This is a genomic window from Marinagarivorans cellulosilyticus, from assembly GCF_021655555.1.
Classification (GTDB): domain Bacteria; phylum Pseudomonadota; class Gammaproteobacteria; order Pseudomonadales; family Cellvibrionaceae; genus Marinagarivorans; species Marinagarivorans cellulosilyticus.
The window spans coordinates 1,109,798-1,125,242 of sequence record NZ_AP023086.1 but is presented as its reverse complement, the minus strand read 5'-3'; the positions used below and the strand labels follow the sequence as shown (position 1 = coordinate 1,125,242).

Below are 15,445 nucleotides of genomic sequence, written 5' to 3'. Positions count from 1 at the left end.
GGGATTTTTTCACAGAACTTAAGCTATATTTTTGCTGCCCGTACGATTAACATGCTTTTGATCGCATACGAAAGTCTATGCGGCAACCTTATATTTCAATAAACCGTAGGAGGATAAATGAAACTTAAACTCAGAAAAATTTCACCCAAATGGCTAGTGCTGGGGCTGATGTCTGCAGTGGCAGTATTGGCTGTAGGCTGCCAAGGCAGTCAAACAAAGATCGACTTGCCTTCACCGACTGGAGCGCCGGCTTACTTAGTGTCTGTAAGCCCCAAAAGCAGCCCGAAAATTTACTCCCCTTCAGGCGAAGCCTATCAAAAGTGCGAAACCAGAAAATGTGAAGCCATGCTGAAATCAGAGTATGCCGTTGACACTAAAGCCTTATCAAGAGTATTTAAGGAGTCTAAGGCCGTTGGCGGGTTTACAATTTTAAACTTTCAAGAGATGAAGCAAATCGGCATATTTAATATTAAGGTCATTGAAAGTGCTCATGCTGATCCAAATTGCGCACCTCTTTTTGTATTAGAGTACGGACTGATGGATTATAGCTACTTTTTCCCGCCCGACTGCCCTATACCTTAACGACATACCAAGTAGTAGTTGTAGCAGAGCAATAGTCTGGAATACGGCTACTACTTTTTTCATTGATATTTATTAGAAATTATACAACAAAGACAATACATAAGTTTTATTCGGGTTGAATTCCAAAACCTCATTTATGCCTGAATACAGACCCACACCATAGGTGTCGAAGTCCTCACTAGTTATATTATCTAACGTCAGACTTACTTTACCTTTACGATTCATAAAGTAGTATGCAGCAGAAGAAGAAAAGTATTTAAAGCTATCCGCAAATTGATCATCATTCCGATTTAAAGCCTGATCTAAGTGATTAAATGTAATCGAAAACTCAAAGTCTAGAACTGGCCGAATAACCACATCTACGTCCGCACGCTTAACCTCCAAAGCTTCGGGAGCATAAGCGGATAAATGGGCTGCATCTAAATTATTGAACACTTGGTCCATTAGCATCATAGAAACAGATAATTTTTCATTGGGGGTAAAATCAATATTTAAGACACTAGCGTCATTTCCAATAGGTATGTTCCGAAAGACCACTTCGCCAGTACCGTTACTCCCTCTCACTATTCGTTCAATATCATATTCTAAGCGCTCCAAACTAAAGCTTAAATAAGAGCTTGGCGCATAATCAAACCCCGCCCCCAGAAAATCAAATTTCACACCATTGGCAAAGTTTAGGTTTCTCTCAAAACCTACTATCGTTTTCTTCTTAAGTGATGCGAAGTCAAACAATCCCAATGAATAGTTTTCTGAGTATGCAGCCCTAACATCAAAATTTGATGCAACCTCCCACTGCAACCCTACGTAGGGTAAAAAGTTATCTGGACGATCGATGGGAAAATGACCTAAAAGCGAAACTTCTTCATGACTAATCTTTGTATAATCGACACCAACATTAATACGCAGATTATTAAAATATCGGGTATTAGCATCCATATAATAACTATCCACCCTAACAATATTTTCAACTAATGCGTCCTGTAATAGTCTGCGCTGCGCCGTCACTTGCTGATTAACTTCAGAATCAAAACCCATCAGCTCCACACCAGTTTCAATTGTAAAATCTCGTATTGTGTTTACAACATACTGACCATTGAACTGCTTCAAATTATTAAAATTATTAGCTATTACACTATATTTAATATCATTACGAACAGTCGCGTCACTAATATAAACGTCTCGTTCCCCCTCAGCCATATTAATAAGAAATAAATTACTATTTTCCTGAGTGTACATTCCGCTCACTCTATATCTATACGACTCGGTATTACTTCGATAATTTTCTCTAGCACCGCCATCAGGATCAAAAGACGATAAATCCCCCTCTTCACTTCGCAGCTGACTATACTCAAATTGAAAATTCAACTTATTAGTGGGTTGATAATGAATTAACCCACTCGATATTCGATAATCTGCATCATTGTTTTCTCTAACCCCATCCGAATGGTAACGATAATCGCCCAAACTTAAAGATAACTGCTGCCACTTGCCCTTCAGCGAAAAGTCATAAGCGCTAGTACTATCCCCACCACCTAATAACGTAACTCTCCCCGAAACACCATCCTCAATAAAAAGATTAGTATATTCTGAAATACCAATATCCGATGGAGAGGCCCCAGCAATCGTATTCAAACCCGACTCTAGAAGCCCAACCGGTAAAGAGCTTGCTCCTAAGGGCTGCATAAGCGTTGAATTCAGCCTAGCTGTTGCCCTTAACGATTCCTGCTGAGGATCATCGGCGTATGCCTCGAGCAGTAACCGGTGGCCGGCATAAGCACTCGGAGATTCAGCAACCACCTTAGAGCCCAGGATTGCGGCTTTTTTATCAAGCCCCAGCCGGCTATATGATGTTCCGATATTCGCCGACTTAACCGCTGCATCGCCTGCCAGCGCACTTCTTGATCGAAAGGCATTGCGCTGATCATTCAGCTCCAAACTCTTTTCGTAGGCGCTAATGGCCGCGACGTAAGCGCCATAAGATTGCTTGTTGAGGCCATCGTAAAACCACGGTGTAGGGTCATCTGAGTCAAGGTGTTTGGCTAGCGTTATTTGATCCTCAGCCTTACCCATTCGACCCTCTTCGGCGTAGGCCTTACCTAAATAACTACGGTACAAGCTATTACTGGGGTCCAATGCCACAGCCAATTCCAGTTTCTCTCGGCCCGAAATAAAATCTCCCCTTTGAATTTTAGTCAAACCGATTAGGAGCTGAACCAATGGAATACTAGTGTTTTTTATCGCTGCCCCCTCCAAAATCGCCAATGCTTTTTTATTGCGGTTATCTTGTAATGCTGTGAGGGCCCTTAAACTTTCGGAATACGCAGAGAAAAACGATACGCGCTCTAGCTTATTCAAGCTTTTGTTAGCTAATGATTTTCGCCCAACAATTAATGCCAACTCGGCGACCCGTAAATTAACTAACGGATGATCAGTAATTTGCTGTGCTTTTTGTGCGGACTTTAGTGCTTCGTCCAAAGCAAAGCTTGCCTGCAAGGCATAGCTTTGTGCCAATAGTGCGCTGGGTTGATCTGAGTTTTCAGCCACTAACCGACTACTATCGAGTATGGCGTCAGCCAAGTTACCCTGCACTAACTTTTGAATAACAAATAGAGCTTGGGAATCTACCTTGCTAAGAGAACCAACGGCCTCTTCAAACTTCTTACGCTGACCATAAAACAAGGATAAGACTGCGATAATATCGACGTTATTATCGGCTAGCGCCTGCTGGTAACTAGCCGCAAAATCACCACGGGTATAAAGCTGTGCCGCGGCCGAGCCCGTATCCTCGGGTATAAATACAGGGGGGTAATACAGGCTCCAATCGGCCACATCAGGCAGCGATATCGCCAGCGCCTGACTTGGTGCGCCACCAATAGTTGTGGAACTCTGCTGCATGGCTTGCAACCGAGTACTGCCCATCGCATTTTCGGCAACAACCAATCCCTCTACCACACTTACGGTATCTTGCTGCTGATCATGCGCAATAATGAATTCCGTCCCCTCCACTGCTGCATTTACATATGGCGCTTTAACGGTAAAACTTTTAGGCGTTCGCGAGATAAAGTGCGCAACCCCATCAACCAATTCCACCCAAAAGCTTTCTTTGGGTGGAATAAATTTAAGCACACTGCCGCTATTCAGCTTTACAAGAGTGTCGTTCTCTAACCGTAAAACGGCACGAAGCTCTTCTAACTTAAAGGTGTCGCCGTAACAAAACTGATGCCCCACCTTAACCGGCTGCCATTGATCATCCTCTAATGGCTTTACAACACCACCGCCTTCCATAGACTCGAGGGTAGCGGCCAACTTTTCACAGGGTTGCGACATTACAGATTCAGAGAAAACTAAAACTGCGGCAATAAGGACACGGAAGAATTTAAAACGCATGTTTAAAATCTCTATTGATAACGGGATTAATGTATTTTTTATTGATATAAGTGCATGCAAAAGGAGGCGCTGCGGCGCATCATACTAAATTGATGAACACAAATAAGGGAATAAACGCCAGTTAACTTGCGCAATGGTAGCAATACCACCCAAACCACTGAATGCGTAGAACTTTACACTGTTGCACTAACGCTAACCACTGTCGACAAAGCAAACAGCTTTGGTGTGCATCAATAAATAAGAAATAAGTTAGTAGAATCGAAAAATACTTAGCTGAATAACGCGGAAGTAAAACCGTGATGCCGCTATCCCGATAAAGTACATTTTTCTCGATGCCCTTAATTTAATTTTCGCGAAAAGCTTATTAACAACTTTCCTTTACCCCGCCCTAAACCAAACCAATATTTACACTAGATGCTGTGCAGCACGGTACAAGTGGCGGCCCTCACCGCAACCTACTCCGCCCCCATCCCTAAACGGTAAAGCTCAAGCTAGGGCTTAATCTTTAAAAACCACTCATCGCCCAACACTTGCCAACAATACTTACATGTAATAATCTTAAGCCTCAAATCATTTACATGTAATAAGGACTGCCATGCTAACCATTATCATTGCCGGTTTAATTTTTGTTGTTATCGCCGTATTTCCCACTATGTTTGCGGCTAAAAAACTGGGGGCTGGGAAGAGTGGCTTGCTGGATGCGTTTATTGCGCTTATTGCCGGTAGCATTGCAGCTGGTTTAATTGCGCCACTGTTACCGGCGGCGCAAACCAACGAGGTAGCGGCTTTTGTTTATACGCTAGCGATTACAGGGGTTGTGTACAAATACTTACTGCAAGCCACTTACATTACCGCCGTATTAATTGCACTTATGGCGTGGGGGATTCAGATGCTAATTGGTGTAATACTTAGTGCCATATTTTAAAGCTAGCAAGTGATCACTCACGCTGAACAGCAGCAGAGAACAAGCTTACAGCGCATGCCTTTCGGCGAAGTGACCGCCCAATATTTGAATATTTTTATAACCAAAACGCAGCTGCCCTGGCCTTCGCTCTAGCAAGGGGCTAGCCGAGAGCGCCTGCGGCAAAGTAGCACCAAGCTGCTTTCGTATTCTGTAAATTTGGATATTAATATGTGCTTCCGATAGCCGCAGCTGGCGGCTTAGCTCTTCGCTGTAGACCCAGCCTTGCTCGCTATCGGGCAGGGCTGCATCATTTAAACGGTGGCGGGCTAAAATCAGTAGCAAATAGTGGTGGCTACGCTCGCCTAGCGAGAAATGCTCGCCGTTCACGGTAAGGTCTAGCGAAACATGCTCTTCGTCTTTGCTCACTGTAAATACCGCTTGAATATCGCAAGTGAGCGGTGGCGAAGGGTCTTTCATTTCTTGTGTTTCTGCCGAAGGCCTAGCATCCACAAAACGCCAATAGTTACCATCAACCCCAACCAAGTCGCCGCTGCGCAACACCGAGCTCTGGCCATCGGTTTCGCACAGCCATTCTCCATCGGCCGACTCAAATACCTGAACAGTCGGCTCCTCATCAGAAGGCAAACCCACTAGGCCATTTAATTCAATATCTGCCAAACCGGCGCTTTGGGGCACCAAGCGGTTAACCGGGGCATCACTGCTTTTAAGTAACCAAACGGCATTGTTAATGCTGCCAAACTGTAATTTATCGCCCTTTTGTAAAACGGCACATTGGCCTTTCTTTAAAAGCCGGCCATTAATGTAGGTACCGTTTGTACTGCTATCTTTTATTTGCCATTGCAAGCCGTTCCAAACAATTAATGCATGCACCCGCGAAACATTTGCCTCTGCCAAATGCGTATGGGCATTATCATTTTGGCGCCCTATCACATGTTCTGTCAGCAATATTATTTTTTGATCCGTCGATACATTTACAATAACCGCCATAAACAAACCTTTAACACATACAAACAAATTTCATTTTTATTATTGGCCAAAAAACAACATTCTGACACCAGAAACATCACAATATTATACCGCTAGAAAACCGCCGAACCTTTTCTTTGAGTGTACAATAAACACAGTATTTATAGCCTGCGCTCGATCAAGAGCAATAAAAACGCAAAATAGATACCGTCAATGCTCAGTATCTATTTTGCAGATAAAAACACACTGACTTATATCAAACTTAATTATCGCGACACACATTGCTTTTTAATACAAAAGCCCACGATAAACTGCATACAAGCAGCTTTTGCGGTTTATCGCTAAGCGACAGCCACCTAAAATAAAAATGAGCAGCCAAATGCCAACTACACTTTAAAACTTTAACATCACCGCAGGCCCATCACCCACCCACCAAAAGGTGTTCAATATCAGTGCTTGACGCACTATATCGCACCATTTTATTGCAGCTATTTACTCGCGAGGCTCCCCTATGCTGGACGCACCTTCTACCCAACCCTCTTCCGCCGCCAATCCAGCCACAACAATCCAACTGCCCAACTATGAAATTTTAGATCATTTAGGCGAAGGCGGGTTTTCTCAGGTGTATAAAGCACGCCAGCTCAATACAGGGCAAACCGTTGCCATTAAGCTGCTTAAGCTGGGCCAGCAAGACCCCGCCCGCAAAGAACGCCAAATTGCCCGATTTGATAGAGAAGCCCAACTATGCGCACAACTACATCATACCAACATAGTCCGCGTGCTGGACAAAGGGCAAACCCCGCAAGGTGACGTGTTCGCAGTATTTGAATACATACCAGGGCTAACCCTTAAAGGCTTACTGGATCAAAAAGGGGGCTTACCAGCCACCGAAACCGCCGCTTTAATGGGACAGGTGCTGGACGCATTGGCCTGCGCGCACGCATTGGGTATTGTGCACCGCGATTTAAAACCGCAGAACATTATGGTAACCACCACTGGTGCCAGCCAACAAATAAAACTGCTCGATTTTGGCATTGGCGCATTTACTCCAGAGGCAAGGCAGCTGGATTACAAAAGCCTTACCATGACCAAAGAAACCATCGGCACCCCAACCTATAGTGCGCCAGAACAACTACGCGGCGAGCCACCCACGTGTAAAACCGACCTTTACGCCTGGGGCCTCATTTTTCTTGAATGCTTAACCAATACCCCCGCGGTTAGAGGCTCTAGCCTTGCCGCTGTATTTGCCAAACAGTTAAGCCCATCCAATGTTCCCTTGCCTGCTGCCGTGGTGGGGCACCCAGTATCGGAGCTGCTGCGCAGGGTGCTTAATAAAAACGCACACGAGCGCGCCGGTGATGCCGCCGAGGTGTACCGATCACTTAAAAGCTTAAATTTTTCCACCCTAGTTGGCGATTTACAACCCACCCCCGCGCAAACAATTGGGCATAACACCCAAACCGGCGACGCCACCCAAGTGGATACCTTGCCGATGTACACAACCGGCAATACACAATGTAAGCAAATTACCGCGTTGTGTTTATCGCTAGAAATCGATGCCCAAGGTCAAACAACACAAGATCCAGAAATTATTGATGCCTTTTATCGCGACCAAAAAGCACAGTGTGCCGACATAGCCATTCGCTACGGCGGCTTTTTAGCCGGCGAGGTTGGCGATACACTATTGTTTTATTTTGGCTACCCAGTAGCCAGCGATAACGACAGCCGCCTATGCGCGCGCACCGCGCTAGACCTTGTTAGCCTAATTCACAAGCGCAACTCGTTGCTTAAAAAAACACAGGGCATTCAATCGCATATTCGCTTGGGAATTCATTCCGGTTTAGTCCATATTTATGACGACGCCACCCCTGAAGGTTTAACGCCCAACACCGCCATGCAATTGGCCCGCGAAGCCAGTCGCAATCAAATATTGTGCTCCGACAATAGCCGCCGCCGGTTAGAAAACCATATTGAATTCGAACCACAGCCCATCAAAGAAATCACATTACTTGATCAGTGCGGGCAAATATTTTCGCTGCAAGCAGAGCGGCAAGTAGAGGCTATTGGCTTTTTGCGCGGTACACGCAGTAATAATTGTTTTATTGGCCGCGAAGCCGAACTGCAACAATTACTGGCGTTTTCCAACCTAACGGGCGACGCACAATTTGCCCATGTTTATGGCGAGGCAGGCATAGGTAAATCGCGACTTATTTACGAGTACAGGAACCACCTCAAAGCGCTAGACCAATACACCGCGCAATGCTTGCCGGAATATCAATACAATGCGCTATACCCCATTTTAAAAGTTATCCGTTACCAGTACTCACTTTATAGCCACGCGAATGACGCTACGTTTGAGCAATTACAAAAAATATTAAACCTGCACAACACCGATAAAATAAACGATTCGCTGGCAATTCTTTATGCTTGGTTAGGCCTAGAGCTACCCTCACATATCGACGAAACATCGCTAGCGCAAGACACCCAAAAGGGTTTGCTATTTAATACGCTAGCCGTATTACTTAGTCACGCAGGCGAAAACAACAACCAGTCGCTCTATATTTTTGAAGATATGCACTGGTCCGACCCAACCACTATTGAATTTATTGACTACCTTACCAGCCACAATGCATTCATTGCGCAGCAGCACCTCTTTGTAAGCACTTCACGCGTAGCGCTGCCCACAAAGCTTGCCAATTTACCAGCCCAAACAATAAAGCTAGAACGCCTAAGCGATGAGCAAACACTAGAATTTTTAGCCGCATTATTTGACCACCACACCTTGGCGGAGGAAGTTTCACGCACTATTATTGAACGCACAGATGGCATCCCACTATTTATTGAGGAGCTAACCAATGCGCTGCGACAAAAAGCGTTAGTGCATACCGTTAACCATACCGTTAAATTCACCAGCGCAGACAGCCTTAAAGCCATTCCTAATAACCTACAGGAATCGCTACAACAAAAACTAGACAACCTTATTTACGCCAAAGAAACAGCCCAGCTGGCGGCATCCATTGGCCGAGAATTTAATTACGCGCTACTGGCCTCGGCATCTAATTTTGATGAAGAACGCCTACAAATAGACCTTAACGAATTGGTAGAGTCCGGTTTGGTTTATGTGCAAAGAAATGTCGACGGTAATTGCTACATTTTTAAGCACGCACTGGTTAAAGATGCTGCCTACGATTCCACACCATTATCTTATCGCAAAGCAATTCACCTACGTATTGCCGAGTCTATGATCAGCAGCGCCAACATAGAAAACCAAGAGCCACTCATTATTGCCCAACATTTTTCCGGCGCCGAAGATTTTCACAGTGCCGCACTGCACGGCATCACCGCAATTACCCGCTCATCGAAAAATTGCGCCTATCTAGAATCACAAAAAATTGGTGACGATGTCGAAAAATGGATCGCCATGATTCCCGCGGAAAACAGGCAATTGCTAACCATTAATTTGAACACCAAATTAATCCCCGCAAAGCGCATGATAGAAGGCTGGGGCGCTAACAGCATAAAGCACAGCACAGAGCAATCTTTGGCGCTAATTAATACCCTACGCAAACAAGGCTACGACACGGCCAGCAGCACGCTAGATGAAGCCGAACATATTTGCGAACTCGCACTACTGCTGTACCACCACTACCAAGGTAACCGCGAAAAAGCCCGTGAATTTGGTGAAAATTTATTAGCAAAAATATTACAATCTGGTGACCGCGTTAAAGAAGTTATGACGCTAAGTATACTGGGGCAGGCCTATTTTTTTGAAGGCGAATTCGCCAAAGCAAAGCCCGTATTAATGCGCGTTATAGCACTCTATGACGCCGAAAAAGATACTCACCTGCACGAGGAAACCGGCTTTGACCCATTCAATTTTGCAACCGGCAACCTAATGTGCATAGAGGCCATTACCGGCAACCATACCCATGCTAGGCAGCTATACACACGCTGTATTGGTCATGCACAACAAACAGAAAATATATCCATTATTATTGTTGCTTATACCTTTGGCACTTGTTTATTTCTAATTCTTAACGACCTAAAGGCCATGTCGCAATGTACCAACGAAGTCATCAATACCTATGGCGACAGCATCAAAAGTAACTGGATATACCGCAATTTTTATATGATGCACGACTGGACCCGCAACGAATACAAACAATCAGAAATCACCGTCGCCGAAGATGTCGCCAGCGGCCAAGATAGCTTTTTGTCGTGGTATGTTCCCGCCCTAGCCGATACCTATATTAATCATGGTTTTTATGACAAAGCCGTTACCCTTATGGAGGATTCCGAAAAACGCTCTGTACAATCGGGTGAAAACTGCATACTGCCTATCACCTATCGATATCTTGCAAAAGCCCATTTCAAAAAGTCTGAAAAGTCGACTACATTAAGTGAGCGCTATTTTTCCATCGCCATCGAAAAAGCCAAAGACAGCGACAGTAAATGGTTGGAATTTCTTGCTAGCCTTGAATTCATCAAGTGCAAGCCTAGCCAAGAAGTATCCACGGCGCTCGCCACGCGAATGAGGGATTTAATCAAGGACATGCCTGGCACCAAGGAGAATCACTGGGTTTGTGAATTTGAATCAATCAACTTATCGATTAATGAGGACTAAAATATGGGCAATGAATTTAATTTATCGCAGTTAGCATCAGAAGGTAACTCTGAAGTCAGCATCACAGAATATGGCACAAAAAATGTTTCTATATCGTCAGAAGTCATCAACGAAAACTTTATCGACATAGACAACATTAGCCGTCAGTATTTTCAGTTAATGATAAAACTGAACGAATCACCTGAATTACGCAGTTTCTTTTCAAAAGAAATTTATGGCGACAATACATGGCAATATCTACCCACCACAGGGGAAATAGTCGCCGAGAATTACAAAAGCGCAACTTATTACGGCCCTACCGGCAACGATACCCTAACAAGACATTTCATGAGTGACGGGCTTGTTGTTTACAAGGTCTATTCAGATAAAAACCGAAGCGCGCTTGAATCAGTTGTGGTAATTACAGGCCCAAATCAAGAAGATCCCATTAATCAAAAAGCAAGCTGTTATTTAAACGAAGTTAAAAAGCAAGAGCAAAAGCAAATCGATATAGTCATTCGCTGGGGCGGCTGCGGCATGATTATAGGCGAAGCGGTAAAACTGCAATTAGACCCGAATATTGTATGGCCTAAAGTCGAAATTCATGGCACATCTGACGGCTCAGAGTTTAAAGTCGCCGTAGAGAACTTAGCGAATCAAGTAGGCTGGCGCGACACCCAACCTGATGCCGGCGAAGATGCCTTCGGCATTGGGAAGTCAGATAAAAACTTCGAGCAAGGCTCTACAAAGGTTGTATTAGAAGTTGGCGGAAAAGTTGAGCCCTCGACCAAGAACATTGTATTAACACTCCCCTATACTTGCTCATCCTTTGACGTACTAACAGGCATTAAAATTAATGGCGAAGAAGAAATCCTTCTTTACACCACCTAGTAGTTTCACCGACAAAATTATTACCCCCTCTTAAGCATAAAAGTCAGGTGCTTCATGAAACAAAAACTTTTTATTTGTGCAGCACCCGCCCTGTATAGCATTGATAACGTCGGCATTATTTTGTCGACATTTAAAGAGGACACCATGATTGAAGGGGCCTTGCTCCCTTCAATATTTTCGCTAGTGGCCAAAACGCCCTGCAGCACAGAAGAATTATTAACGCAGTTAAATACACAATTTTCGCCGGCTAAAATTGTTGCCGCCGTACAACAATTAATCGCCAAGAAGCTGTTAAGTACGGAAGCAGAAGCACCAAACAATACCGAGCACGAGCTTACTAAAAACCGACTAAAAAAACTCTTTAACCAGCCTATTGGTCCGCTTACGTTATCCTCAACTTTTTTTGAGCATATTGTCTTTCAAAGCACCGAAGATAACATCACCCACATAAACATATCAGACAAGCAAATACTCATAACACCAGCAACCGGCCTATGCGCATCGTGCATTAGCGCACGCATATTGTCACACCGGCCATTGCTAAAGTTTGCAGCTGAAAACAAAAAAAGTGCGCAACTTATCAACCGCCACACAACAGGGCTGCCACAAGAACAACTTAATAAGCTATTACAAAAATTCGAGGGCGCTTTAGACCCGCACTTATTTTGGGATATCGACCTCACAAACAACACCGCCAGTTCATACGCAGTACAACCAAAAGGCGGCTGCAACACTTGCAATACATCGAATACGGTTACGTCTTATTTTCATAAGGATATTGAAACCCTCAAAACCACGAGAACACAAGGGTTTAGAGTACGAACACTAGAAGAAACCTATCAAAATTTATTACCGCTGGTCCACCCGGTTGTTGGCATTATTTCTAAACTTGCCCCCTACCGCAGCCTAGAGAACGAACTGGTCTGCAATTACTCATCGGGCCGTAACTTAGCTTTTTCGAGTACTAATCGTTTTTGGCTGAATAATCATTTGCGCTCATCCAGTGGAGGTAAGGGCAAAACAGCACTGCAAGCCAAGGTGGGCGCACTGTGCGAAGGTGTAGAGCGTTACTCCATGGTACACCAAGGCCAACAACCGGCTATTACAGCGCCATATAAGCCTGAAGACGATGCCTTTATTCACCCCCACACCTGCTTAAACTTTAGCCCCGCTCAGTACCAAAACAAAGACGCAATTAATAGTGCAGTAAAATCATTTCACCAGTTAATACCACAACCGTTTGATGAAAGCACACTACACCACTGGAGCAAGGCTTATTCACTAACAAAAGACAAGCCTTGTTTTATATTAAGCGAAATTGCCTACGCACAATATTCAGATAAAAACGAAGATACGTTTTTCGCCTACCCCGATTCCAATGGCTGCGCGGCAGGTAATACTCACTTAGAAGCTATTTTACAAGGCACACTTGAATTAATAGAACGCGATGCCGCCGCCATTTGGTGGTACAACCGCTGCGAGCGCCCGCATATTGATATTGATTCAATCGGTAATAGTTACATTAACGAAGTGCGTGATTACTACAACGGGCTAAATCGCGCCTTCCATATTTTGGATATTACCACCGATTTAGAAACCCCCTGTTTTGTTGCGGTAAGCTACAACAAAAAAACACAAACCGAGATATTGTATGCTTTTGGTTGCCACGTAGACCCAAACATCGCGATAGAGCGCTGCGTAATAGAATTAAACCAGCTTTTACCGGTAGCCCTTACGGCACGTTCCAGCAATAGCGATCAAACACTTTACGCTTGGATGGACACACAAACAATTAACGACCACCCACACTTAAACACCAACCAGCCTACTGCCCTAAACTTTAAAACAACCCATCCCAATAAAATCGAAGTTTTAGAAGAAGCCATACAAACCCTCACCGGCCGCTTAGCCGAACAAAGCATAGAGCTTATAGCCTTCGACTTAACCGAAAAAGACACCCAATTACCTGTTGTAAGAATGCTAGCGCCGGGGCTTCGTCACTTTTGGCGGCGTACTGGACCAGGGCGTTTATTTGATGTGCCGGTTAAGCTTGGGTGGGTAGATAGCGTGCTTACTGAAGAGCAACTCAACCCTCACAGTATTACGATTTGATTGCTTATGCCCCGAAGATAAAGCGAGTAGATGCAAGGCGTTTTACTGAGTAATTCGAGTTCGCTAGCGATAAGATTAAATTACAAACTATAAAAATATACGAGCCAAATCACTTTCAAAAACCACTCCGCCCAGCTCATGTTCTTGCTCAGCCCGTTTAAAATCATCTTGGAAAATCAAAAACACTACCCGGAAGTCACCATAGGCCGGGCAATTTTGGTTAATGCTTTGCGTCTTCGACATACATTTTCCAGAGCGCGTGCGGAGCGCCCATGGGTTGGCTTGAGCGAGTCCAGAAAAATTGTCGGCTGCCGCTAAGTTAATTACACTGCTACGCCTCCAACAAAATTCAACAATGACGCAAAATCCCCAGCGTCGGCGGCGCGCAACGCAGTTATATATTCGGCACGCCGATTATTCATCTTTTGTAAATCGATGCCTCCCGACCAATCAATTGGCTTTTCTTTTAATGCGATGATGAGTATCGCGTCTGCCATGATGCGCGCATGACGACCATTGCCGTTAGGGAATGGATGGATAAAGACCATCCTATGATGAAACCGCGCGGCGAGTTCATGAGGCGGATAGGTTTTATACTCAACCCAGAACTTGGCATCATCGAGAAGCAGACGCAGTTGGATGGCAATTTGGAATGGATCTATACCGATATTCTTTTCTGTTTTGCGGAACGCCCCTGCCCAGCTCCAGACCTGCCCGAATAGCTTTTGATGAAGATCGCGCGCAAAGCCTTCGGTGAATGGGTCGGCGCTTTTTTGTTTCTTGAGCCATTTGAGACCGTCTTGAATATTGTACTGCTCCAGCTCATCAAGCTGCCCGCGTGTGGTGACATGCTTGTGCAGCAATCCTTCAAGCTCTTCTGGCTCTAGCGGCGTTGATCCATCAGGTTCTCCAACAAGCTTGCTCATTACTCATCCCACAGGTTTGAGGGAGTATCGCGCAGTTCTTTACCTAGACGCTCTATTTCTGCGTGGAGGCGCTCATTGGAAAGGGCTTGATCTTCAAGCGCCATGTGGACGCCGGCCTGCTTTACGATCTCGCTCGCTTTTTCGTGCGCACGCGCATCGAGAATATCTTCCACGTCGCGCTCAGGAACAACGGCATAAACAAAGCGGCAATTCATGGCGGCGGCCATTTGCTGCATGGTTTTAAGGGTGACGCTACCAGAGTTTTCTGAAATTTCTGTTTTGGAAACCAAAGCGCGACTAACGCCTGCGCGCCTAGCGAACTGCGCACCTGACATGCCAAGGGCTTTGCGCGCAGTGCGCAACCAGCCTTCAGAAGGCGTGCTTAGACCTTCCAGCTTTTTGCGGACTTCATTGATTTGCTCGCGATATTGGCGAGCTATGAGTGTTTTCAGCCCCATATTGTCAACCTTTAAGTTTACAACCAAAATCTAATTGTCAACATATACCTTGACACAGCAAGAACATTTGTCAATCCATTTGTTGACAAATGTAGTGAAAAGCAGCCCGAGCTAGCGGCTCGACCTCCCTTCAGGCGCTGTTTTTTTTGCCTTAACATTTAATTAATATTGCTCTTGTGCTTCATGCTGAGCTTTCCAGCTTGTGGAGCCCGCAACCCGCCTAAGCCATCAATGACGAAGCGTTTAACGCCGCCTGCGCTCTTAACGCTCAGTTCATCAGTGAATATAGAGCGATAGCCTGTATCAGTAACACGCAGCGCCGCCCCTTGCGGGGCGATGGTCTTAACCTCGATATGGCTCATACCATAGCCATAGGCTTTTTCGAAGGCTTTAGAGTAGCTGCGCAAGTGTGATACCTCGATTTCATAGCCTTGCCAATTCAGAATAAAAACGTCCTTGTTTTCCATGCGGTGCGTCCTCCTATCGGTTCCAGAAGATATGCACTCGTGGTTTCGAGTATTACCAGATAAACCCAGTAGTTGCGTTTTTGAGAAAATAGACGACTAACCAACCTGCAGCATTGCGATACAACCCG

The 15,445-nt window shown here is 45.0% G+C and carries 11 protein-coding genes; 5 read left to right on the top strand and 6 right to left on the bottom strand.

The window, feature by feature from the left end; all coding sequences use genetic code 11:
• Window positions 1-117: 117 nt before the first annotated feature.
• The gene (locus MARGE09_RS04445) at window positions 118-582 is read left to right on the top strand and encodes a hypothetical protein (protein ID WP_236986148.1); all 465 of its coding nucleotides are present in this window, start codon (window positions 118-120) and stop codon (window positions 580-582) included.
• A gap of 72 nt (window positions 583-654) precedes the next feature.
• Here the strand turns inward: MARGE09_RS04445 and MARGE09_RS04440 are convergent, their stop codons facing one another.
• On the bottom strand, window positions 655-3,969 hold the full coding sequence (locus MARGE09_RS04440; RefSeq protein ID WP_236986147.1) for a FecR domain-containing protein: 3,315 nt from the start codon (window positions 3,967-3,969) through the stop codon (window positions 655-657).
• A 595-nt stretch (window positions 3,970-4,564) separates the two neighbouring features.
• On the opposite strand from MARGE09_RS04440, the gene MARGE09_RS04435 reads away from it, so the two are divergent.
• Window positions 4,565-4,894 (top strand): hypothetical protein, encoded by a 330-nt coding sequence (locus tag MARGE09_RS04435; protein ID WP_236986146.1) that lies wholly within the window; start codon window positions 4,565-4,567, stop codon window positions 4,892-4,894.
• Between the two features lie 45 nt (window positions 4,895-4,939).
• Here the strand turns inward: MARGE09_RS04435 and MARGE09_RS04430 are convergent, their stop codons facing one another.
• Window positions 4,940-5,881 carry an FHA domain-containing protein gene (locus MARGE09_RS04430; protein ID WP_236986145.1) on the bottom strand — a complete coding sequence of 314 codons (942 nt, stop codon included), beginning with the start codon at window positions 5,879-5,881 and terminating at the stop codon, window positions 4,940-4,942.
• A gap of 490 nt (window positions 5,882-6,371) precedes the next feature.
• Between MARGE09_RS04430 and MARGE09_RS04425 the strand changes: the two genes are divergently transcribed.
• The 3 genes from MARGE09_RS04425 to MARGE09_RS04415 are packed head-to-tail and all read left to right on the top strand — an operon-like array spanning window position 6,372 to window position 13,466.
• Window positions 6,372-10,484 carry a TOMM system kinase/cyclase fusion protein gene (locus MARGE09_RS04425; protein WP_236986144.1) on the top strand — a complete coding sequence of 1,371 codons (4,113 nt, stop codon included), beginning with the start codon at window positions 6,372-6,374 and terminating at the stop codon, window positions 10,482-10,484.
• Between the two features lie 3 nt (window positions 10,485-10,487).
• Window positions 10,488-11,354, top strand: a complete 867-nt coding sequence (locus MARGE09_RS04420; RefSeq protein ID WP_236986143.1) for a hypothetical protein — start codon at window positions 10,488-10,490, stop codon at window positions 11,352-11,354.
• Between the two features lie 54 nt (window positions 11,355-11,408).
• Complete coding sequence (locus MARGE09_RS04415) at window positions 11,409-13,466, top strand: YcaO-like family protein (RefSeq protein WP_236986142.1); 2,058 nt, start codon at window positions 11,409-11,411, stop codon at window positions 13,464-13,466.
• 87 nt (window positions 13,467-13,553) lie between these two features.
• Here the strand turns inward: MARGE09_RS04415 and MARGE09_RS04410 are convergent, their stop codons facing one another.
• From MARGE09_RS04410 to MARGE09_RS04395, 4 genes are all read right to left on the bottom strand, one after another.
• A complete protein-coding gene (locus MARGE09_RS04410) occupies window positions 13,554-13,709 on the bottom strand; it encodes a hypothetical protein (protein ID WP_236986141.1) in 156 nt (51 codons plus the stop codon).
• 80 nt (window positions 13,710-13,789) lie between these two features.
• The gene (locus MARGE09_RS04405) at window positions 13,790-14,392 is read right to left on the bottom strand and encodes a mobile mystery protein B (RefSeq protein ID WP_236986140.1); all 603 of its coding nucleotides are present in this window, start codon (window positions 14,390-14,392) and stop codon (window positions 13,790-13,792) included.
• Window positions 14,392-14,850 (bottom strand): mobile mystery protein A, encoded by a 459-nt coding sequence (locus tag MARGE09_RS04400; protein WP_236986139.1) that lies wholly within the window; start codon window positions 14,848-14,850, stop codon window positions 14,392-14,394. The genes MARGE09_RS04405 and MARGE09_RS04400 overlap by 1 nt, the downstream gene beginning before the upstream one ends.
• A 158-nt stretch (window positions 14,851-15,008) precedes the next feature.
• Window positions 15,009-15,317 (bottom strand): hypothetical protein, encoded by a 309-nt coding sequence (locus tag MARGE09_RS04395; protein ID WP_236986138.1) that lies wholly within the window; start codon window positions 15,315-15,317, stop codon window positions 15,009-15,011.
• Window positions 15,318-15,445 lie beyond the last annotated feature (128 nt).

Bases quoted from the DNA above. Each gene is read 5' to 3' on its own strand.
- MARGE09_RS04420 (WP_236986143.1), top strand. From the start codon at position 10,488: ATGGGCAATGAATTTAATTTATCGCAGTTAGCATCAGAAGGTAACTCT.
- MARGE09_RS04400 (WP_236986139.1), bottom strand. From the start codon at position 14,850: ATGGGGCTGAAAACACTCATAGCTCGCCAATATCGCGAGCAAATCAAT.
- MARGE09_RS04405 (WP_236986140.1), bottom strand. From the start codon at position 14,392: ATGAGCAAGCTTGTTGGAGAACCTGATGGATCAACGCCGCTAGAGCCA.
- MARGE09_RS04435 (WP_236986146.1), top strand. From the start codon at position 4,565: ATGCTAACCATTATCATTGCCGGTTTAATTTTTGTTGTTATCGCCGTA.
- MARGE09_RS04410 (WP_236986141.1), bottom strand. From the start codon at position 13,709: ATGTCGAAGACGCAAAGCATTAACCAAAATTGCCCGGCCTATGGTGAC.
- MARGE09_RS04425 (WP_236986144.1), top strand. From the start codon at position 6,372: ATGCTGGACGCACCTTCTACCCAACCCTCTTCCGCCGCCAATCCAGCC.
- MARGE09_RS04430 (WP_236986145.1), bottom strand. From the start codon at position 5,881: ATGGCGGTTATTGTAAATGTATCGACGGATCAAAAAATAATATTGCTG.
- MARGE09_RS04395 (WP_236986138.1), bottom strand. From the start codon at position 15,317: ATGGAAAACAAGGACGTTTTTATTCTGAATTGGCAAGGCTATGAAATC.
- MARGE09_RS04445 (WP_236986148.1), top strand. From the start codon at position 118: ATGAAACTTAAACTCAGAAAAATTTCACCCAAATGGCTAGTGCTGGGG.
- MARGE09_RS04415 (WP_236986142.1), top strand. From the start codon at position 11,409: ATGAAACAAAAACTTTTTATTTGTGCAGCACCCGCCCTGTATAGCATT.
- MARGE09_RS04440 (WP_236986147.1), bottom strand. From the start codon at position 3,969: ATGCGTTTTAAATTCTTCCGTGTCCTTATTGCCGCAGTTTTAGTTTTC.